The sequence below is a fragment of the Inhella gelatinilytica genome, assembly GCF_016093295.1.
In the GTDB taxonomy this organism is placed as follows: domain Bacteria; phylum Pseudomonadota; class Gammaproteobacteria; order Burkholderiales; family Burkholderiaceae_C; genus Inhella; species Inhella gelatinilytica.
In genome coordinates this window covers 1-14814 of sequence record NZ_JAEDAL010000011.1, presented here as the reverse complement: position 1 = coordinate 14814, position 14814 = coordinate 1, and the positions used below count along the sequence as shown (strand labels likewise).

The following is a 14814-nucleotide window of genomic DNA, read 5'->3' as shown; positions in this document are numbered from 1 at the left end:
CCACCGGCAGGTACCGGTGGGGCTTGTTGCGGATCCTGCTACCGGTTTACAGGGTGCGGGCGACTTCCTTGATTTCGAAGAATTCGAGTTGGTCGCCTTCTTTGATGTCGGTGTAGTTCTTGAGCTTGACACCGCATTCGAAGCCTTCCTTGACTTCCTTGACGTCGTCTTTGAAACGCTTGAGCGAATCCAGCTCGCCGGTGTAGATCACCACGTTTTCACGCAACAAGCGGAAGCGTGCATCGCGCTTGACGATGCCATTGGTGACCATACAACCCGCGATGGTGCCAATCTTGGTGGCCACGATGACGTTGCGAATCTCGGCCGTACCCAGGATCTCTTCACGCTGTTCGGGTGCCAACATGCCCGACATGGCGGCCTTGACATCGTCCACCGCGTCATAAATGACGTTGTAGTAGCGCAGGTCGACATCGTTGCCTTCGGCCAGCTTGCGTGCGTTGGCATCGGCGCGGGTGTTGAAGCCAATGATGACCGCCTTCGAGGCGATCGCCAAGTTGACGTCCGTCTCGGTGATACCGCCCACGGCCGCATGCACGATCTGAACGCGAACCTCGTCCGTGCTGAGTTTGAGCAGCGAAGCCGCCAAGGCCTCTTGCGAACCCTGCACATCGGCTTTGACGATCAACGGCAGCGTCTGAACATCGCCCTTGCCCATGTTCTCGAACATGTTTTCGAGCTTGGCGGCCTGCTGCTTGGCCAGCTTCACGTCGCGGTACTTACCGGCTCGGAAGGTGGCAATTTCACGGGCGCGGCGCTCGTCCGACAACACCATGAACTCGTCGCCCGCGCGCGGCACGTCGGACAGGCCTTGGATTTCGACCGGGATCGATGGCCCGGCTTCGGTCGAGGGCTTGCCATCTTCGTCCACCATGGCGCGCACGCGGCCAAACGTCGAACCCGCCAAAACCACATCGCCGCGCTTGAGCGTACCGCTCTGCACCAGCACCGTGGCCACCGGGCCGCGGCCCTTGTCCAACTTGGCTTCAATAACCAAGCCTTTGGCCAGCGCCTCCACCGGCGCCGTCAGTTCCAGCACCTCAGCCTGCAGCAACACTTGCTCCAGCAGGCTGTCAATGCCTTGTTGGGTCTTTGCCGACACCGGCACAAACGGCGACTCACCACCGTACTCTTCCGGCACCACCTGCTCGCCAATCAATTCCTGACGCACGCGGTCCAGGTTGGAGCCGGGTTTGTCGATCTTGTTGATCGCCACCACGATGGGCACGCCAGCCGCCTTCGCGTGGTGAATGGCTTCTTTGGTCTGCGGCATCACACCGTCGTCCGCCGCCACCACCAGGATGACGATGTCGGTGGCTTTGGCACCGCGGGCCCGCATGGCGGTGAACGCCTCGTGACCGGGGGTATCCAAGAAGGTAATCACACCACGGGGCGTTTCGACGTGGTAAGCCCCAATGTGCTGGGTAATGCCGCCGGCTTCACCCGCCGCAACACGGGCTCGGCGAATGGCGTCCAGCAACGAGGTCTTGCCGTGATCGACGTGGCCCATGACGGTGACCACGGGCGGCCGCGGGAGAGCTTCCACGGCTTTGTCTGCCGCTTGGCCTTCTTCCTCCAAGAACGCATCCGGGTCGTCCAACTTCGCAGCGAAGGCTTTGTGGCCCATTTCCTCGACCACGATCATGGCCGTTTCTTGGTCAAGCGCCTGGTTGATGGTGACCATCTGGCCCAGCTGCATCAGCTTCTTGATGACCTCAGCAGCCTTCACCGACATCTTGTGGGCCAGTTCCGCGACCGTAATGGTTTCCGGAATATGGACCTCTTGGATCACCGGCTCCGTGGGCGCAACGAAGTTGCTTTGTCCACCATCCTGCCGATCACCGCGACGGCCACCCTTGGGTGCTTTCCAACCCGGCGTGGCGCGGCCCGAACCCGCCGTCGTGTCACCACGCGTCTTCAGCCCCCGCTTCTTGGCCGCGTCGTCAGCCCAGCTCGAAGAGAGCTTTTCGCTCTTGACGGACTTCTTGTCGCCCGGCTTGGCGGTGCCTGCGCCGGCATTGGCATTGGCACCGGCAGGGGCCGGTGCACCGGGCTTCTTGTGCAACGTGCCCTTGATCCCCGGCGCTTCGGCAGGCTTGGGCTCCTCGGGCTTCTTGGCCACCAGCACCTTCTTCGGTGCATTCATCATGGCGCGGATGGCGGCGGCTTCGGCTTCGGCGGCCTTGCGGCGACGCTCCAACTCCGCCTGCTTGGCCGCCGTTTCAGCGCTGGCCGCGGCAGCCTTCACCACACGAACAGCGGGTTTGGCCGCCTCGATTGGGGCAGGAGCCGGCGCAGGCGCGGCTTGGGGCGCCGGAGCCGGCGCCACGGCGACGGGCGATACCTCCGCGGCCGGCTTGGCTTGAGCGGCCTTCGCCGCTTCAGCCGCTGCCGCAGCAGCTTCCGCAGCCGCTTTGGCTGCCGCCTCGGCCGCGGCGCGTTCTTCGGCAGCTTTGCGCTCTGCCTCCTCGCGGGCTCGGGCCTCGGCCTCGGCGCGCTCGCGGGCTTGGCGCTCCAACTCCGCCTGTTCGCGGGCCAGGGCTTCGGCTTGGGCGCGGGCCTCCTCCTCACGACGGGCCAATTCAGCAGCCTCTTGCGCGGCGCCATCCTCAACACCCGGGCCATCGTCTCGCTTCACAAACACGCGTTTCTTGCGCGTTTCCACCGTAATCGTTCGGGCCTTGCCGCTGGCGTCGGCCTGTTTGATTTCGGTGGTGGACTTCTTAACCAGGGTGATTTTCTTGCGCTCGGCACCCGCAGTGCCATGCGACTGACGCAAGTGCTCAAGCAACTTTTCTTTATCGCCTTCAGTCAGGGCGTCGGCAGCGGATGCTTTGGGCACGCCGGCGGCCTGGAGCTGCTCCAGCAGCGTGCTGGCCGGGCGGTTGAGCTCGGCAGCGAATTGGGCGACGGTGGTGACAGCCATCAGTGGAATCCTTGGGGGTCGGAGGTCGTAGCGGTGTGGTTCAGCGTGCGATGAATCAGGCGAACCAGTGTTCGCGGGCTTTGAGGATCAAGGCCTTCGCCGCCTCGTCGTCCATGCCCGTCATCTCGACCAACTCGTCAACCGCCAGATCCGCGAGTTCATCGCGGGAGTGCACGCCCCCCGCCGCCAGCTTGGCCAGCAGATCGGGCGAAATGCCCTCGAGGTCGCGCAGGTCTTGCGACACCTCCTCTACCGACTCTTCCTTGGCAATTTCCATCGTCAGCAGCGCATCCTTGGCACGGGCACGCAGTTCATGCACCGTGTCTTCGTCGAAGCTTTCAATCTCCAACATTTCAGCCAGCGGCACATAGGCCACTTCTTCCAGAGAGGTGAAACCTTCGGCGATCAGGATGTCCGCCACTTCTTCGTCCACATCGAGCTTGTCGATGAAGAGCTGACGCACGCCTTGGTCTTCCTGCTCCTTGCGAGCCGCAGACTCTTCAGCCGTCATGATGTTGATGCGCCAGCCCGTCAGCTCGGAGGCCAATCGGACGTTTTGCCCGCCCTTGCCGATGGCAATGGCCAGGTTGTCTTCGTCCACGACCACATCCATGGCGTGACGCTCTTCGTCCACCACGATCGATGACACATTGGCCGGCGCCAAGGCGCCAATGACGAACTGCGCCGGGTCTTCGCTCCACAGCACGATGTCCACGCGCTCGCCAGCGAGCTCATTGGTCACAGCAGTGACGCGCGAACCCCGCACCCCGACACAGGTGCCAATGGGGTCCACCCGTCGGTCGTGCGAAACCACAGCGATCTTGGCGCGGCTACCGGCATCGCGGGCGCAGCTCTTGATCTCCAAGAGGCCTTGTTCGATTTCCGGCACTTCCTGGGCAAACAGTTCCTTCATGAACTCTGGCGACGAGCGCGAGAGCATGATTTGCGGGCCACGGGCGGTGGGGTCAATACCCAGCAAAACCGCGCGCACACGGTCGCCGCTGCGCAGGTTTTCCTTCGGGATCATTTCGTTGCGCTTCAGGCGCCCTTCCACCCGTCCCGACTCCACAATCATGTCGCCCTTGTCCAGGCGCTTGATGGTGCCGACGAAAATCTTCTCGCCCCGCGCCAGGAAATCGTTGAGCAACTGCTCTCGCTCGGCATCACGAATCTTTTGCAGGATGACCTGCTTGGCAGCTTGCGCACCAATTCGGCCGATCGGCACGGACTCAATCGATTCCTCGATGTAATCCCCCTCTTCGATGTCTGCGATCCGATCACGGGCATCGGTCAGCAGTTCTTCGGCGTCCGGGTTTTGCAAGCCGGCGCTGTCGGGCACCACCAACCAGCGGCGAAACGATTCGTACTCGCCCGACTCGCGGTCGATGGCCACGCGGATGTCGACCTCACCGCCGACAAACTTTTTGGTGGCTTGCGCCAGAGCCGATTCAACGGCGCCGAACACCACTTCTCGTTCCACGCTCTTTTCGCGGGAAATGGCGTCCACCAGCAACAACAGTTCGCGGTTCATGGGGTCTGATCTCCGTCGGGCTTCTTCTGATCTTGGGATGCGGCGGTTTTCTTGCCGGCGCCGGGCTTTTTGGCCGGCTTCTTGCTGGGGGCCGGCGCTTGGCCGCGCCCCTTGAAATTGATGACTGGAACCAAACGGGCGTCCCGCACCTCGTCCAGCTGGAAGTCCAGAACCTGCTCTTCGCCCGGCTCTCCGAACAGAAGGCGCCAGCCCTCTGCTTCACCCTGCTGCAACAACCCGCGATATTTTTTTCGACCTTGGAAAGGCGCTCGCAGCGTGATCTCAACTTCCGTTCCCACGAAGCGAGCGTAGTGCGCTGGCGTTCTCAGGGGCCGATCCAGGCCGGGAGAGCTCACTTCCAGACGGGCGTAGTCGCAGCCCTCCACCTCCAGCACAAACTGCAACTGGCGGGTCACCCGCTCGCAGTCGTCCACCGTGATGAAGCCGGGCTCTTGGCCCGGGGGCGGCGGCAGCTTGTCGATGTAAACGCGCAGCAAACCGCCCGCGGAGCGTTCACACTCCACCAACTCCAGGTCCAAGCCTGTTACGGTTTTCTCCACCACCGACTGCCAACTCATCCGCCGACCTTGCTCCTGTTCGCTCAAAAAGCGAAAAACCAAAAAAAATGGGCTGGAAGTCCCGCCCACGCTGTCACATTCACAGGGAAGCTGGCATTCTAGCCCGAAAGCCGGACTTACCCCATACCCCGTCTGAAGTCGCGTTTAATCGCCAGAGAAGTGACAGAATTCCGCCCCTTTGCAAAGTTCGAGAGATACCCATGGGATTCCTGGCCGGCAAGCGCTTTTTGATCAGCGGCGTCATTTCCAACCGCTCCATCGCCTACGGCATCGCCAAAGCCTGCCACCGCGAGGGCGCTGAGTTGGCGTTTTCCTATGTGGGCGAGCGATTCAAGGATCGGATCGCCGAATTCGCCGCTGAATTCGATTCGAACCTCATTTATGAATGCGACGTCAGCGATGACGCCCAGATCGATCGCACGTTTGCGCAACTCGGCGAGGTGTGGCCGGAGTTCGACGGTTTCGTGCATTCGATTGGATTTGCACCGCGCGAGGCCATTGGCGGCAATTTCTTGGATGGCCTCACCCGCGAGAACTTCCGAATCGCGCACGACATCAGCGCCTTCAGCTTCCCCGCGATGGCCAAAGCCGCCGCGCCGCGCTTGCGCGAAGGCGCTTCGCTGCTGACGCTGTCGTATCTGGGGGCGATGCGTTACGTGCCCAACTACAACACTATGGGCTTGGCCAAAGCGAGCCTGGAAGCCAGCGTGCGGTACCTAGCCTATGCCATGGGGGACAAAGGCATTCGGGTCAACGGCATCTCAGCGGGACCCATCAAGACCTTGGCGGCATCGGGCATCAAGGACTTCGGAAAGCTGCTGTCGGCTTTCGCTGCAGCCACGCCCATCCGCCGCAACATCACCATCGACGACGTCGGCAATGCGGCCGCCTTCCTGCTTTCAGACTTGGCGGCCGGCGTGAGCGCCGAGATCCTGTACGTGGACGGTGGCTTCAGCCACGTCGCCTTGGCAGACGCCGAATAAACACGCACCTCGCGAAGTAAAAAGGGCGCCTTGTCGGCGCCCTTTTTTCATCGCTCGCGCTCGCTGGCTTATTGCTTCACGCAATCCACGTAATAGACCATGCGACCGGTCTCTTCATCGACTTCATGGACCAGGCCATGCACGTCCGTGGCGAAGCCTGGGAACTTGGCATTGAAGCTGCGGGTGAATTTCAAGTAATCCACGATCTTCTTGTTGAAGCACTCGCCCGGAATCAGCAGCGGAATACCCGGGGGGTATGGCGTCAACAGGCTGGTGGTGATGCGCCCTTCCAGGTCATCGATTGCGACCCGCTCGGTCTTGCGCTGCGCAATGTGGGCATAAGCATCCGTGGGCGTCATGGCCGGCTGCAGGTTGGACAGGTACATCTCCGTCGTCAAACGCGCAATGTCACCTTGCGCGTACGCTTCGTGGATGGACTGACACAGGTCGCGCAAGCCCATGCGTTCGTACTTGGGGTACTTGGCACAGAACTCCGGCAAGATGCGCCACAGCGGGGCGTTCTTGTCGTAATCGTCCTTGAACTGCTGCAACGCCGTCAGGAGCGTGTTCCAGCGGCCCTTGGTGATGCCGATGGTGAACATGATGAAGAAGCTGTAAAGCCCGGTCTTTTCGACCACCACGCCGTGCTCAACCAAGAATTTGGTGACAACAGAAGCCGGGATGCCCGTGGTCGCAAAGCGCCCCTCCATGTCCATGCCCGGGGTGATCACCGTGGACTTGATGGGGTCCAGCATGTTGAACCCTTCGGCCAGCGCGCCGAAGCCATGCCATTCCTCATTGGCGTGCAGCATCCAATCTTGCGAGAGCGGCTCACTCCCCTCTTCACGCAGGAAGTCCGGCCCCCAGACCTTGAACCACCAATCGTCACCATAGTCCTCGTCCACCTTGCGCATGGCACGGCGGAAGTCCAGCGATTCCTTGATGCTTTCTTCAACCAGCGCTGTGCCACCCGGGGGTTCCATCATGGCCGCGGCCACATCGCAGCTGGCGATGATGGAGTACTGCGGTGAGGTCGAGGTGTGCATCAAGTAGGCCTCGTTGAACAAGTGCTTGTCCAACTTGACCGACTGCGAGTCCTGCACGAGCACCTGTGAGGCCTGTGAAATGCCGGCCAAGAGCTTGTGCGTGGACTGCGTGGCGTACACCATCGCCTCCTTGGGACGCGGGCGGTTCTTGCCCATGGCGTGGAACTGACCATAAAAGTCATGAAAAGCCGCATGCGGCAGCCACGCCTCGTCGAAGTGCAGCGTCGGCACGAAGCCATCCAGCTTTTGTTTGATGGTCTCGGTGTTGTAGAGGACCCCGTCGTAGGTGCTTTGCGTCAGCGTCAAGATCGACGGCTTCACTGTGGTGGGGTCCACATGCTTGAGCAACGGGTTGGCTGCAATCTTGGCGCGAATGGTTTCCGGCGAGAACTCGCTTTCGGGGATCGGGCCAATGATGCCGTGATGGTTGCGCGTGGGCGTCAGGAACACCGGGATGGCCCCGGTCATGATGATGGCGTGCAAATTGCTCTTGTGGCAGTTGCGATCGATCACCACCACGTCGCCCGGCGCCACCGTGTGGTGCCACACCATCTTGTTCGAGGTCGAGGTTCCGTTGGTGACGAAGAAGCAGTGGTCGGCGTTGAAGATGCGCGCGGCATTCTTTTCCGAGGCTGCCACGGGGCCGGTGTGATCCAGCAACTGGCCGAGTTCTTCCACCGCGTTGCACACGTCGGCGCGCAACATGTTCTCGCCGAAGAACTGGTGGAACATCTGACCGACCGGGCTCTTCAAGAAGGCCACGCCGCCGCTGTGACCCGGGCAGTGCCAGCTGTAGGAGCCGTCTTGGGCGTAATCCATCAACGCCTTGAAGAACGGGGGGGCCAGGCCGTCCAGGTAGCTCTTGGCCTCCCGAATGATGTGCCGCGCGACGAACTCCGGTGTGTCCTCGAACATGTGGATGAAGCCATGCAACTCCCGCAGCACATCGTTGGGCAAGTGCTGGCTGGTGCGCGTTTCACCGTAGATGTAGATGGGGATATCGGGGTTGCGGAAACGGATTTCTTCGATGAACTTGCGCAGGTTCAAAACCGCTGGATCCAACTCAGGGCCCGGCGTGAACTCCTCGTCGTCAATCGACAGAATGAACGCCGAAGCCCGACTCTGCTGTTGAGCGAATTGGCTCAAGTCACCATAACTCGTGACCCCCAGCACATCCATGCCCTCTTTCTTGATGGCATCAGCCAAGGCTCTAATGCCCAAACCCGAGGCGTTCTCGGAGCGGTAGTCCTCGTCAATGATGACGATGGGGAAATGAAAACGCAGCATGGCAAGGCTCCGGGACGGGCCAGAAAAAGGGGAAAAAAGGGCGCGAAGTTTAGGGCGCGAAGTGTTGCTTGTGCATGAAAGTGCCGCTCTAAACTGGGCTGACCGCCACTTTATGGGAGACACAGATGACTGCTAGCACCGCTTGGTGGGTGCTGACCGGGGTTTTGGTGGCCGCCGAATTGGGCACCGGCACCTTTTATTTGCTGATGCTGGCGCTGGGCGCCGCAGCCGGCGCCGTGGCCGCCCACCTCGGCTTCGCCCCCACGGGGCAAATTGCGGTCGGTGCCATCGTGGGCAGCCTGTGCACGGTCGCCTGGTACGTTCGCCGGCGCGGTTCCGCACAAGAACCCGTCATTGAAGCCAATCGGGATGTGAATCTGGACGTCGGGGAAACGGTCCAGGTGGCCCAATGGGATGCCCAAGGTTGCACCCAAATTCACTACCGCGGGGCCCTGTGGACGGCCCGCTTCACGGGCAATACAGCCCCCCTGCCCGGCCCCCACCGCATCGTTGCACTGCGGGGCAATGTCTTAGAACTTCAAACCGCCTGATCCACCATGGAAATCGCCTTCGTTCTGGCCATCGTGGCCGTCCTCTTTGTGGCCCGTGCCTTCAAGATCGTTCCGCAGCAGCATGCGTGGGTCATTGAACGGCTTGGTCGATACGACCGCAGCCTCCCGCCCGGACTGCACGTTTTGGTGCCCTTCGTCGACCGGGTGGCCTACAAGCATTCGCTGAAAGAAATTCCACTGGATGTCCCCAGCCAGGTCTGCATTACCAAGGACAACACGCAGTTGACGGTCGACGGCATCCTGTACTTCCAGGTCACCGACGCCATGCGCGCCAGCTATGGCAGCAGCAACTTCATCGTCGCCATCACCCAGTTGGCCCAAACCACGTTGCGCTCGGTCATCGGCCGCATGGAGTTGGACAAGACCTTTGAAGAGCGCGATGCCATCAACGCCTCAGTGGTCTCGGCACTCGACGAGGCGGCGCTGAACTGGGGGGTCAAGGTGCTGCGCTACGAGATCAAGGACCTGACGCCCCCGGCCGAGATCCTGCGCTCGATGCAAGCCCAGATCACGGCCGAGCGCGAAAAGCGCGCCCTCATCGCTGCTTCCGAAGGCCGGCGCCAGGAGCAGATCAACATCGCCACCGGTGAGCGCGAAGCGGCCATCGCGCGCTCTGAGGGCGAAAAGCAAGCGGACATCAACAAGGCGCAGGGCGAAGCGGCCGCCATCACGGCCGTGGCCGATGCCACCGCAGACGCCATTCGCAAAATCGCCGACGCCATTCAGGCCCCCGGCGGCGATCAAGCCGTGCAACTCAAGGTGGCAGAAAAGGCTGTCGACGCCTACGCCCAGCTCGCGCAGAAGAACAACACCATGATCGTGCCGGGCAACATGAGCGAAGTGGGTGGGCTCATCGGCACCGCTATGGCCTTGATGAAGGGCGGCAAGCCCTGATCGAGGCCAAAACTCGGGCTAGAATGCCGGGTTCCGGAGAGATGGATGAGTGGTTTAAGTCGCACGCCTGGAAAGCGTGTGTGGGTTCATAGCCCACCGCGGGTTCGAATCCCGCTCTCTCCGCCAGACAGCAAGTGAAAACGGGCCTCACGGCCCGTTTTTACTTTCAGATCGACACCAACTCAACGAGTATGGCCGGTCAGACTGATTTGCGTGGCCGCAAATCCGTCCTGATCCACGGCGGGATCGGCATCGAACATCTCTTCGATGCCCAGGAAGATTGAAGCGGCAGCCTGCTGGTCTTCCATCGTGCTGTCCGGCGCCGCGGCCGCACGAGCCATCACATCACGCCGCGCATTGATCAGTACCTCCTGCAATTGCTGGTTCTGCTTCTTGAGCCGGCCACGGGACTGCTCCAACTGCTTGCGATATTGATCCATCTTCAAGAGCTTGCGTTGCATCGCTTGGAGCTTCGCGCGCAGCAGGTAATACGCACCGCCCGCGCCGAGCAAGACACCCACGACCAACGCCAGGATCACTGACAACACATCCATCGATCTCTTCCTTTTGTACCGCCCTGAAGGCAACCCCGCGATTGCCGCTGAAAACGGCGCGCACGACCATGGGGAATTGTGCGGGGGTCTGACGCCCCGCAACCCCACAATGTCGCCCATGGACTGGTTAATGGGTGATTTGCAGGGTTGCGACGGCGCATTTGAGCGCCTTCTGGATCGCATCGGTTTTTCGGCATCACGGGATCGCCTCTACCTACTGGGCGATCTGGTGGGACGCGGCTTTGACGCCTTGGGGGTGCTGCGTCGAGCCATCGCGTTGGGGGCGGAGCCAGTCTTGGGCAATCACGATCTGCATCTGCTGGCGGTCGCTGCCGGGGTGCGCCGCGCCAAACCGCTGGATCGGCTCGACTCGGTCCTGACTGCACCCGATCGATCTGAACTGTTGGACTGGTTGCGTCGGGCGCCCTTGGTCCGCCAAGCCGGCCATTGGGTGCTAGTGCACGCGGGCCTGCTGCCGCAATGGACCTGCGCACAAGCCCTGCAACTGTCCGCAGAGGTGCAGACCCTGTTGAGCGATCCGGTGGCGCTGGCCGATTTTTGGCCCCATATGTACGGGAATGAACCCCGCTGCTGGGACCCAACGCTTGCCGGCGCGGACCGGTGGCGAACCATCATCAACGCTTGTACCCGACTGCGGTTTGTTGATGCCGCGGGACGCATGGACTTTGACTTGAAAGAAAGCGCGGACGCCGCACCTCCGGGGCTGATCCCGTGGTTTGAGCACCCTCAACGCGCCAGTCAAGGTCAATCCATCGCCTTCGGCCACTGGTCAACGTTGGGCCTGATTCAACGCCCCAAGCTGTTGGGGCTCGACACCGGTTGCGTGTGGGGGGGCTGCCTCACTGCCGCCCGGATCGACGGCGCCACTCCGGAAGTGGTGCAAGTCCGCTGCGAAGCCGCGCAAACCCCGGGAACTTGAGAGAGAATGCGCGCCCCTGCGGAGGCTTGGGGGAGTGGTTTAACCCAGCAGTCTTGAAAACTGCCGACCGGTAACGGTCCGTGAGTTCGAATCTCACAGCCTCCGCCACAGAGGGCAATAATCGGCCGCATGCCGTTCCAGCATCGTTTCGCTCCACTGACATGGCCTGCCAAACTGACTTCGGGTTTGGCCTGGGTGATTGGGGTCACCGCAGCCCAGGGACAAGCCCTTCAAATTGAATACCGCGACAAACCGCCGTATAGCCATACGGAGGCGGGCCGACCGGCGGGATTTCTGTTGAAACGCACGCAAGACGTGCTGCGCTTGGCCGGCATCGAGGCATCGTTTCAGGAAGTCCCGGCTCGGCGCATCCTCAGCGACATTCAGTCTGGCCGCGGCCCCATTTGCTCCCCGGGTTGGTACCGACTGGCAGAACGAGAGAAGTTCGCCAACTTCACGCTGCCGATCCACAAAGACCGGCCCCATGTTGTGCTGGCCCATGCAGCGGCCGCCAAGGCCGTGCGGCAGCATCAGCGGATTGCCGCACTGTTCGAAGACACTTCCTTGGTGCTGGGGGTCATGGAAGGCGTCTCCTACGGGCCCACGCTCGATCAAGCCCTCAGCAAACTCACCAAGCCGCCAGTGCAAGCGCAGATCTCCCCCATGCAACTGGCCAAAATGGTGGCGGCACGGCGAGCCGACTACATGCTGATCGACCAGGAGGATGTGGAGTGGCTGTTGGCGCATGAGGAGCTGGGCGCCTTGGGATTGGTTCGACTGGAGTTTGCCGACATGCCGGAGGGCCTGCAGCGCTTCCTCATGTGCTCAAAACAGGTCGACAGCCAGACCCTGGAGCGAATCAATACCGCCATCCGCGCCGTGGCTCCCGAAATGGCCCGCTGAAAGGCTTCAGCGGGTTTTCCACCATCCACTGGCCACGGCCAGAGGCAGGACCGAACGGGGGGCATAGGCCATGCGCCACAAGCCACCGTGAATGGCCTGGTCCATGAACAACTCGAAGGGGTGGCCCAGGCCAACAGCGGGATCCGCAGGGGCTCGGTCGGTCCGCAAGTCATGGACCCACAGCCCCGCCATCAGCGCGCGGGTGGTCTCGGGCTCAAAGACCTCGAGTCCAAAGGCTCCGGCGCCGCCGAAGCCCGCTGCCAGCAATCGATTGCTCAGCACCGAGCGCGTGCGGGTGGCCGGTGCCACATTGAAGCTGACGCGGTGGCCCATGGACCGTGCCAAGAGCGCACGCCATTGCTGCAAGCGCTTGGCCAGTGCGTAATTGGGCCCTTGTTGAACCACCAGCGCATCCACCAAACCCAGTCGGCGTCCTGATTCCTCGAAGCGCTGGGGGCTGTTGGGTGCAAACCAGAGGCCGCGGCTCAGCGCACCCGCCAGCCGCCCCCCCCAACTGCGACGCGCGTACACCCACTCCGACGCATCCGCGGCCTCGGGCGGCACGGCAAACACATCCGTTGGGGTCGCCAAATACGCCAAACTGCTCTGCGGCTGGGCTTGAACGACCGCCGAGGTCACCATGTCCATGGCCGCGCTCAGTCGAAGGTGGCGCTCACCATCGGCATAAGCCATGCAAGCCAGGTCCAGGTTTTTCCCCAGACTCAGCAGCCATTCCGCGATGCGCGGCGCGTCCTGAAGCAGATCGGCCCCCGCCCCGTCGAGTCCGGGGCTCCCCCGCACGGGAACGTGCAACGTGCCATTGCCCATCGTGCAGGCGTCTTGAAGGCGGCTGTGGACCTCCGGCCGGGGCAAGTCCACGGCATACACATTGGCCCGCCAACGCATCAGCCACTTGAGTGCCCCCATCTCACTGCCCGCACCCAGCAGGGCAATGTGGCGATCGGACAGATCAAACCACTCCGGGTGGCGCACGCAACGCCCCAACGCCTTGGCCGCACTGGGCTCCATCACGCCGGACTCCACCCAGCGGATCAGTTGCAGCAGCAACTCTTGCCCCTGCAACTGCCGGCCCCGGTAGGGAACAGACCAGGGTTGGACCGAAGGGGCGCCAGTACCTCGCAGCGTGTGCGTTTGAAAGGGCTTCCCTTCCGGCAGTTCCAGGGCGGCTCGCAGGCTGATTTCTTGCCCGCGCTCGTTGGTCCACAGCAAGCTCAGCCAAAGGGCCTGCAGCCCGGAGGTGGCGCCATCCAACGCGACCCGGGGGCTCGCCAAGGCGGAGGCCACCATTTGCCGCCAATACATCGGGTAGTGCTGACGCCAGTGGTCCTCCACGTCCAACTGCTGCGCCCATTTGCCTTGATTCTGGGCACGGAGCACAGCCGCCATCACCCGCAGGCCCGCGTCCGCGCTGCTGCGACGCCCATCCAAACGGGCAGGAAACAAGATCCCCGTCACGGGGGACTTCAATTGGAGGTCATGGGTCGATTTCACGGGCGCAAGCTTACGCACTGAATGCGGTCACATCGCCACTGCCAACGCGCCGTGAGTCACGGCGTCGCCAAGTATTTGCGCAAAATGGCCTGAAAGACACCTTCGCGCTGAAGACCTTCAACCGTTTGGTCATAGCGCTGGACAAATTGAAGGGACTGGGTGCGTTTGCTAAAGGCATCCCCAACCGGTTGATTGGAAATGACCAGCGGCAACGACTGAATGGTCGTACCACCTCCCACGTGTTCCCACTCGATTTGGGCCGTCCACTCATCGGCCACCACCCCGTCGATCCGCCCGCGCTGCAACATCCTCCAAAGCCCCGATCGATTGGGTGCCCTCACCACCCGCTCCCGGAACGCAGGCTCCCGCATCAGGGCATCCAACTCCTGGGCGTAGCTCACATCCACCTGAACACCCAGTCGCATGCCCGAGCGCTGCAAGGTCTCCCAGCTGTGGATGGTCCAGCGCGATGCCTCATCAGAGCGCACAAACAACAGATTCCTTGAGGTTCGATTGGGCACGGAGAACCAGGCGTAGGCCTCGCGCTCAGGTCGACGAAACGCCCCCATCAGCACGTCCAACTCCCCCGACTCCAGGTCTTTGAGTGCGCGGGCCCACGGCAACTGGCGCCACAGCAGCTTGCAGCCCATGCGACCAAACGTCGCCTCAGCCAGCTCCACCTGCAGCCCCCCAGGGCGGCCATCCGGCAAGGCCATGCTGAACGGGGGGTCGTGCGTCCACCGAATGCGCAGTTGGCAGTCGGCCGCGTGCGTCCAGGAGCTCAGGGCCAAGCCCAGAGCCACCAGACCCCACCCCCGCCACCACCCGAAACCACGCATGGTCGACCCCTCCAAGGTTCCCGGCCTCTTCACCATGCGCAAGGTTCGGCGGACTTCATCGCCCCGTCAAGCCCATCAGCGCACGGCAGGCAACTTAGCGCCTTGCCGGCGGCACATCCGTACAAGAGCCATGCGCCACCTCGGCGGCCATGCCGATGCTCTCGCCCAGCGTCGGGTGCGGGTGGATGGTCTTGCCGATGTCCACCGCGTCAGCGCCCATCTCGATGGCCA

General features: G+C 62.3%; 12 protein-coding genes and 2 tRNA genes. 7 read left to right on the top strand and 7 right to left on the bottom strand.

The genetic code is table 11. The features are described from left to right. Positions 1–46: 46 nt before the first annotated feature. Genes infB through rimP form a run of 3 tightly spaced genes read right to left on the bottom strand, consistent with a single transcriptional unit; the run spans position 47 to position 5053 of the window. Entirely contained in the window at positions 47–2944 is a 2898-nt protein-coding gene (infB, locus tag I7X43_RS15530; protein ID WP_198101868.1) for a translation initiation factor IF-2, read from the bottom strand. Between the two features lie 55 nt (positions 2945–2999). After that, positions 3000–4475, bottom strand: a complete 1476-nt coding sequence (nusA, locus tag I7X43_RS15525) for a transcription termination factor NusA (RefSeq protein ID WP_198101867.1) — start codon at positions 4473–4475, stop codon at positions 3000–3002. Then, the gene (gene rimP / locus I7X43_RS15520) at positions 4472–5053 is read right to left on the bottom strand and encodes a ribosome maturation factor RimP (RefSeq protein WP_198101866.1); all 582 of its coding nucleotides are present in this window, start codon (positions 5051–5053) and stop codon (positions 4472–4474) included. The genes nusA and rimP overlap by 4 nt, the downstream gene beginning before the upstream one ends. 200 nt (positions 5054–5253) lie before the next feature. Between rimP and fabI the strand changes: the two genes are divergently transcribed. Further along, a complete protein-coding gene (gene fabI / locus I7X43_RS15515) occupies positions 5254–6036 on the top strand; it encodes an enoyl-ACP reductase FabI (RefSeq protein WP_198101865.1) in 783 nt (260 codons plus the stop codon). A 68-nt stretch (positions 6037–6104) separates the two neighbouring features. On the opposite strand, the gene I7X43_RS15510 is transcribed toward fabI, so the two are convergent. Then, positions 6105–8369 (bottom strand): arginine/lysine/ornithine decarboxylase, encoded by a 2265-nt coding sequence (locus tag I7X43_RS15510; RefSeq protein ID WP_198101864.1) that lies wholly within the window; start codon positions 8367–8369, stop codon positions 6105–6107. A 125-nt stretch (positions 8370–8494) separates the two neighbouring features. On the opposite strand from I7X43_RS15510, the gene I7X43_RS15505 reads away from it, so the two are divergent. The 3 genes from I7X43_RS15505 (at position 8495) to I7X43_RS15495 (ending at position 9961) form a co-directional block, all read left to right on the top strand. Further along, on the top strand, positions 8495–8920 hold the full coding sequence (locus tag I7X43_RS15505) for an NfeD family protein (RefSeq protein WP_198101863.1): 426 nt from the start codon (positions 8495–8497) through the stop codon (positions 8918–8920). A 6-nt stretch (positions 8921–8926) separates the two neighbouring features. Beyond that, entirely contained in the window at positions 8927–9835 is a 909-nt protein-coding gene (locus I7X43_RS15500; protein WP_198101862.1) for an SPFH domain-containing protein, read from the top strand. Positions 9836–9870: 35 nt separating this feature from the next. Beyond that, positions 9871–9961, top strand: a tRNA-Ser gene (locus tag I7X43_RS15495). 56 nt (positions 9962–10017) lie between these two features. Here the strand turns inward: I7X43_RS15495 and I7X43_RS15490 are convergent. Next, positions 10018–10389: a Z-ring associated ZapG family protein gene (locus tag I7X43_RS15490; RefSeq protein WP_198101861.1), complete on the bottom strand. Its 372-nt coding sequence runs from the start codon at positions 10387–10389 to the stop codon at positions 10018–10020. A gap of 118 nt (positions 10390–10507) precedes the next feature. Between I7X43_RS15490 and I7X43_RS15485 the strand changes: the two genes are divergently transcribed. The 3 genes from I7X43_RS15485 to I7X43_RS15475 all read left to right on the top strand — a co-directional run bounded on the left by I7X43_RS15485 (position 10508) and on the right by I7X43_RS15475 (position 12232). Further along, positions 10508–11329: a symmetrical bis(5'-nucleosyl)-tetraphosphatase gene (locus I7X43_RS15485; protein ID WP_198101860.1), complete on the top strand. Its 822-nt coding sequence runs from the start codon at positions 10508–10510 to the stop codon at positions 11327–11329. Positions 11330–11349: 20 nt separating this feature from the next. Next, positions 11350–11437: transfer RNA gene (locus I7X43_RS15480), tRNA-Ser, on the top strand. Between the two features lie 21 nt (positions 11438–11458). Further along, positions 11459–12232, top strand: a complete 774-nt coding sequence (locus I7X43_RS15475) for a substrate-binding periplasmic protein (protein ID WP_198101859.1) — start codon at positions 11459–11461, stop codon at positions 12230–12232. A gap of 6 nt (positions 12233–12238) precedes the next feature. On the opposite strand, the gene I7X43_RS15470 is transcribed toward I7X43_RS15475, so the two are convergent. Continuing rightward, on the bottom strand, positions 12239–13744 hold the full coding sequence (locus I7X43_RS15470) for a hypothetical protein (protein ID WP_198101858.1): 1506 nt from the start codon (positions 13742–13744) through the stop codon (positions 12239–12241). A 56-nt stretch (positions 13745–13800) separates the two neighbouring features. Continuing rightward, the gene (locus tag I7X43_RS15465) at positions 13801–14583 is read right to left on the bottom strand and encodes a substrate-binding periplasmic protein (RefSeq protein WP_198101857.1); all 783 of its coding nucleotides are present in this window, start codon (positions 14581–14583) and stop codon (positions 13801–13803) included. Between the last annotated feature and the right edge of the window lie 231 nt (positions 14584–14814).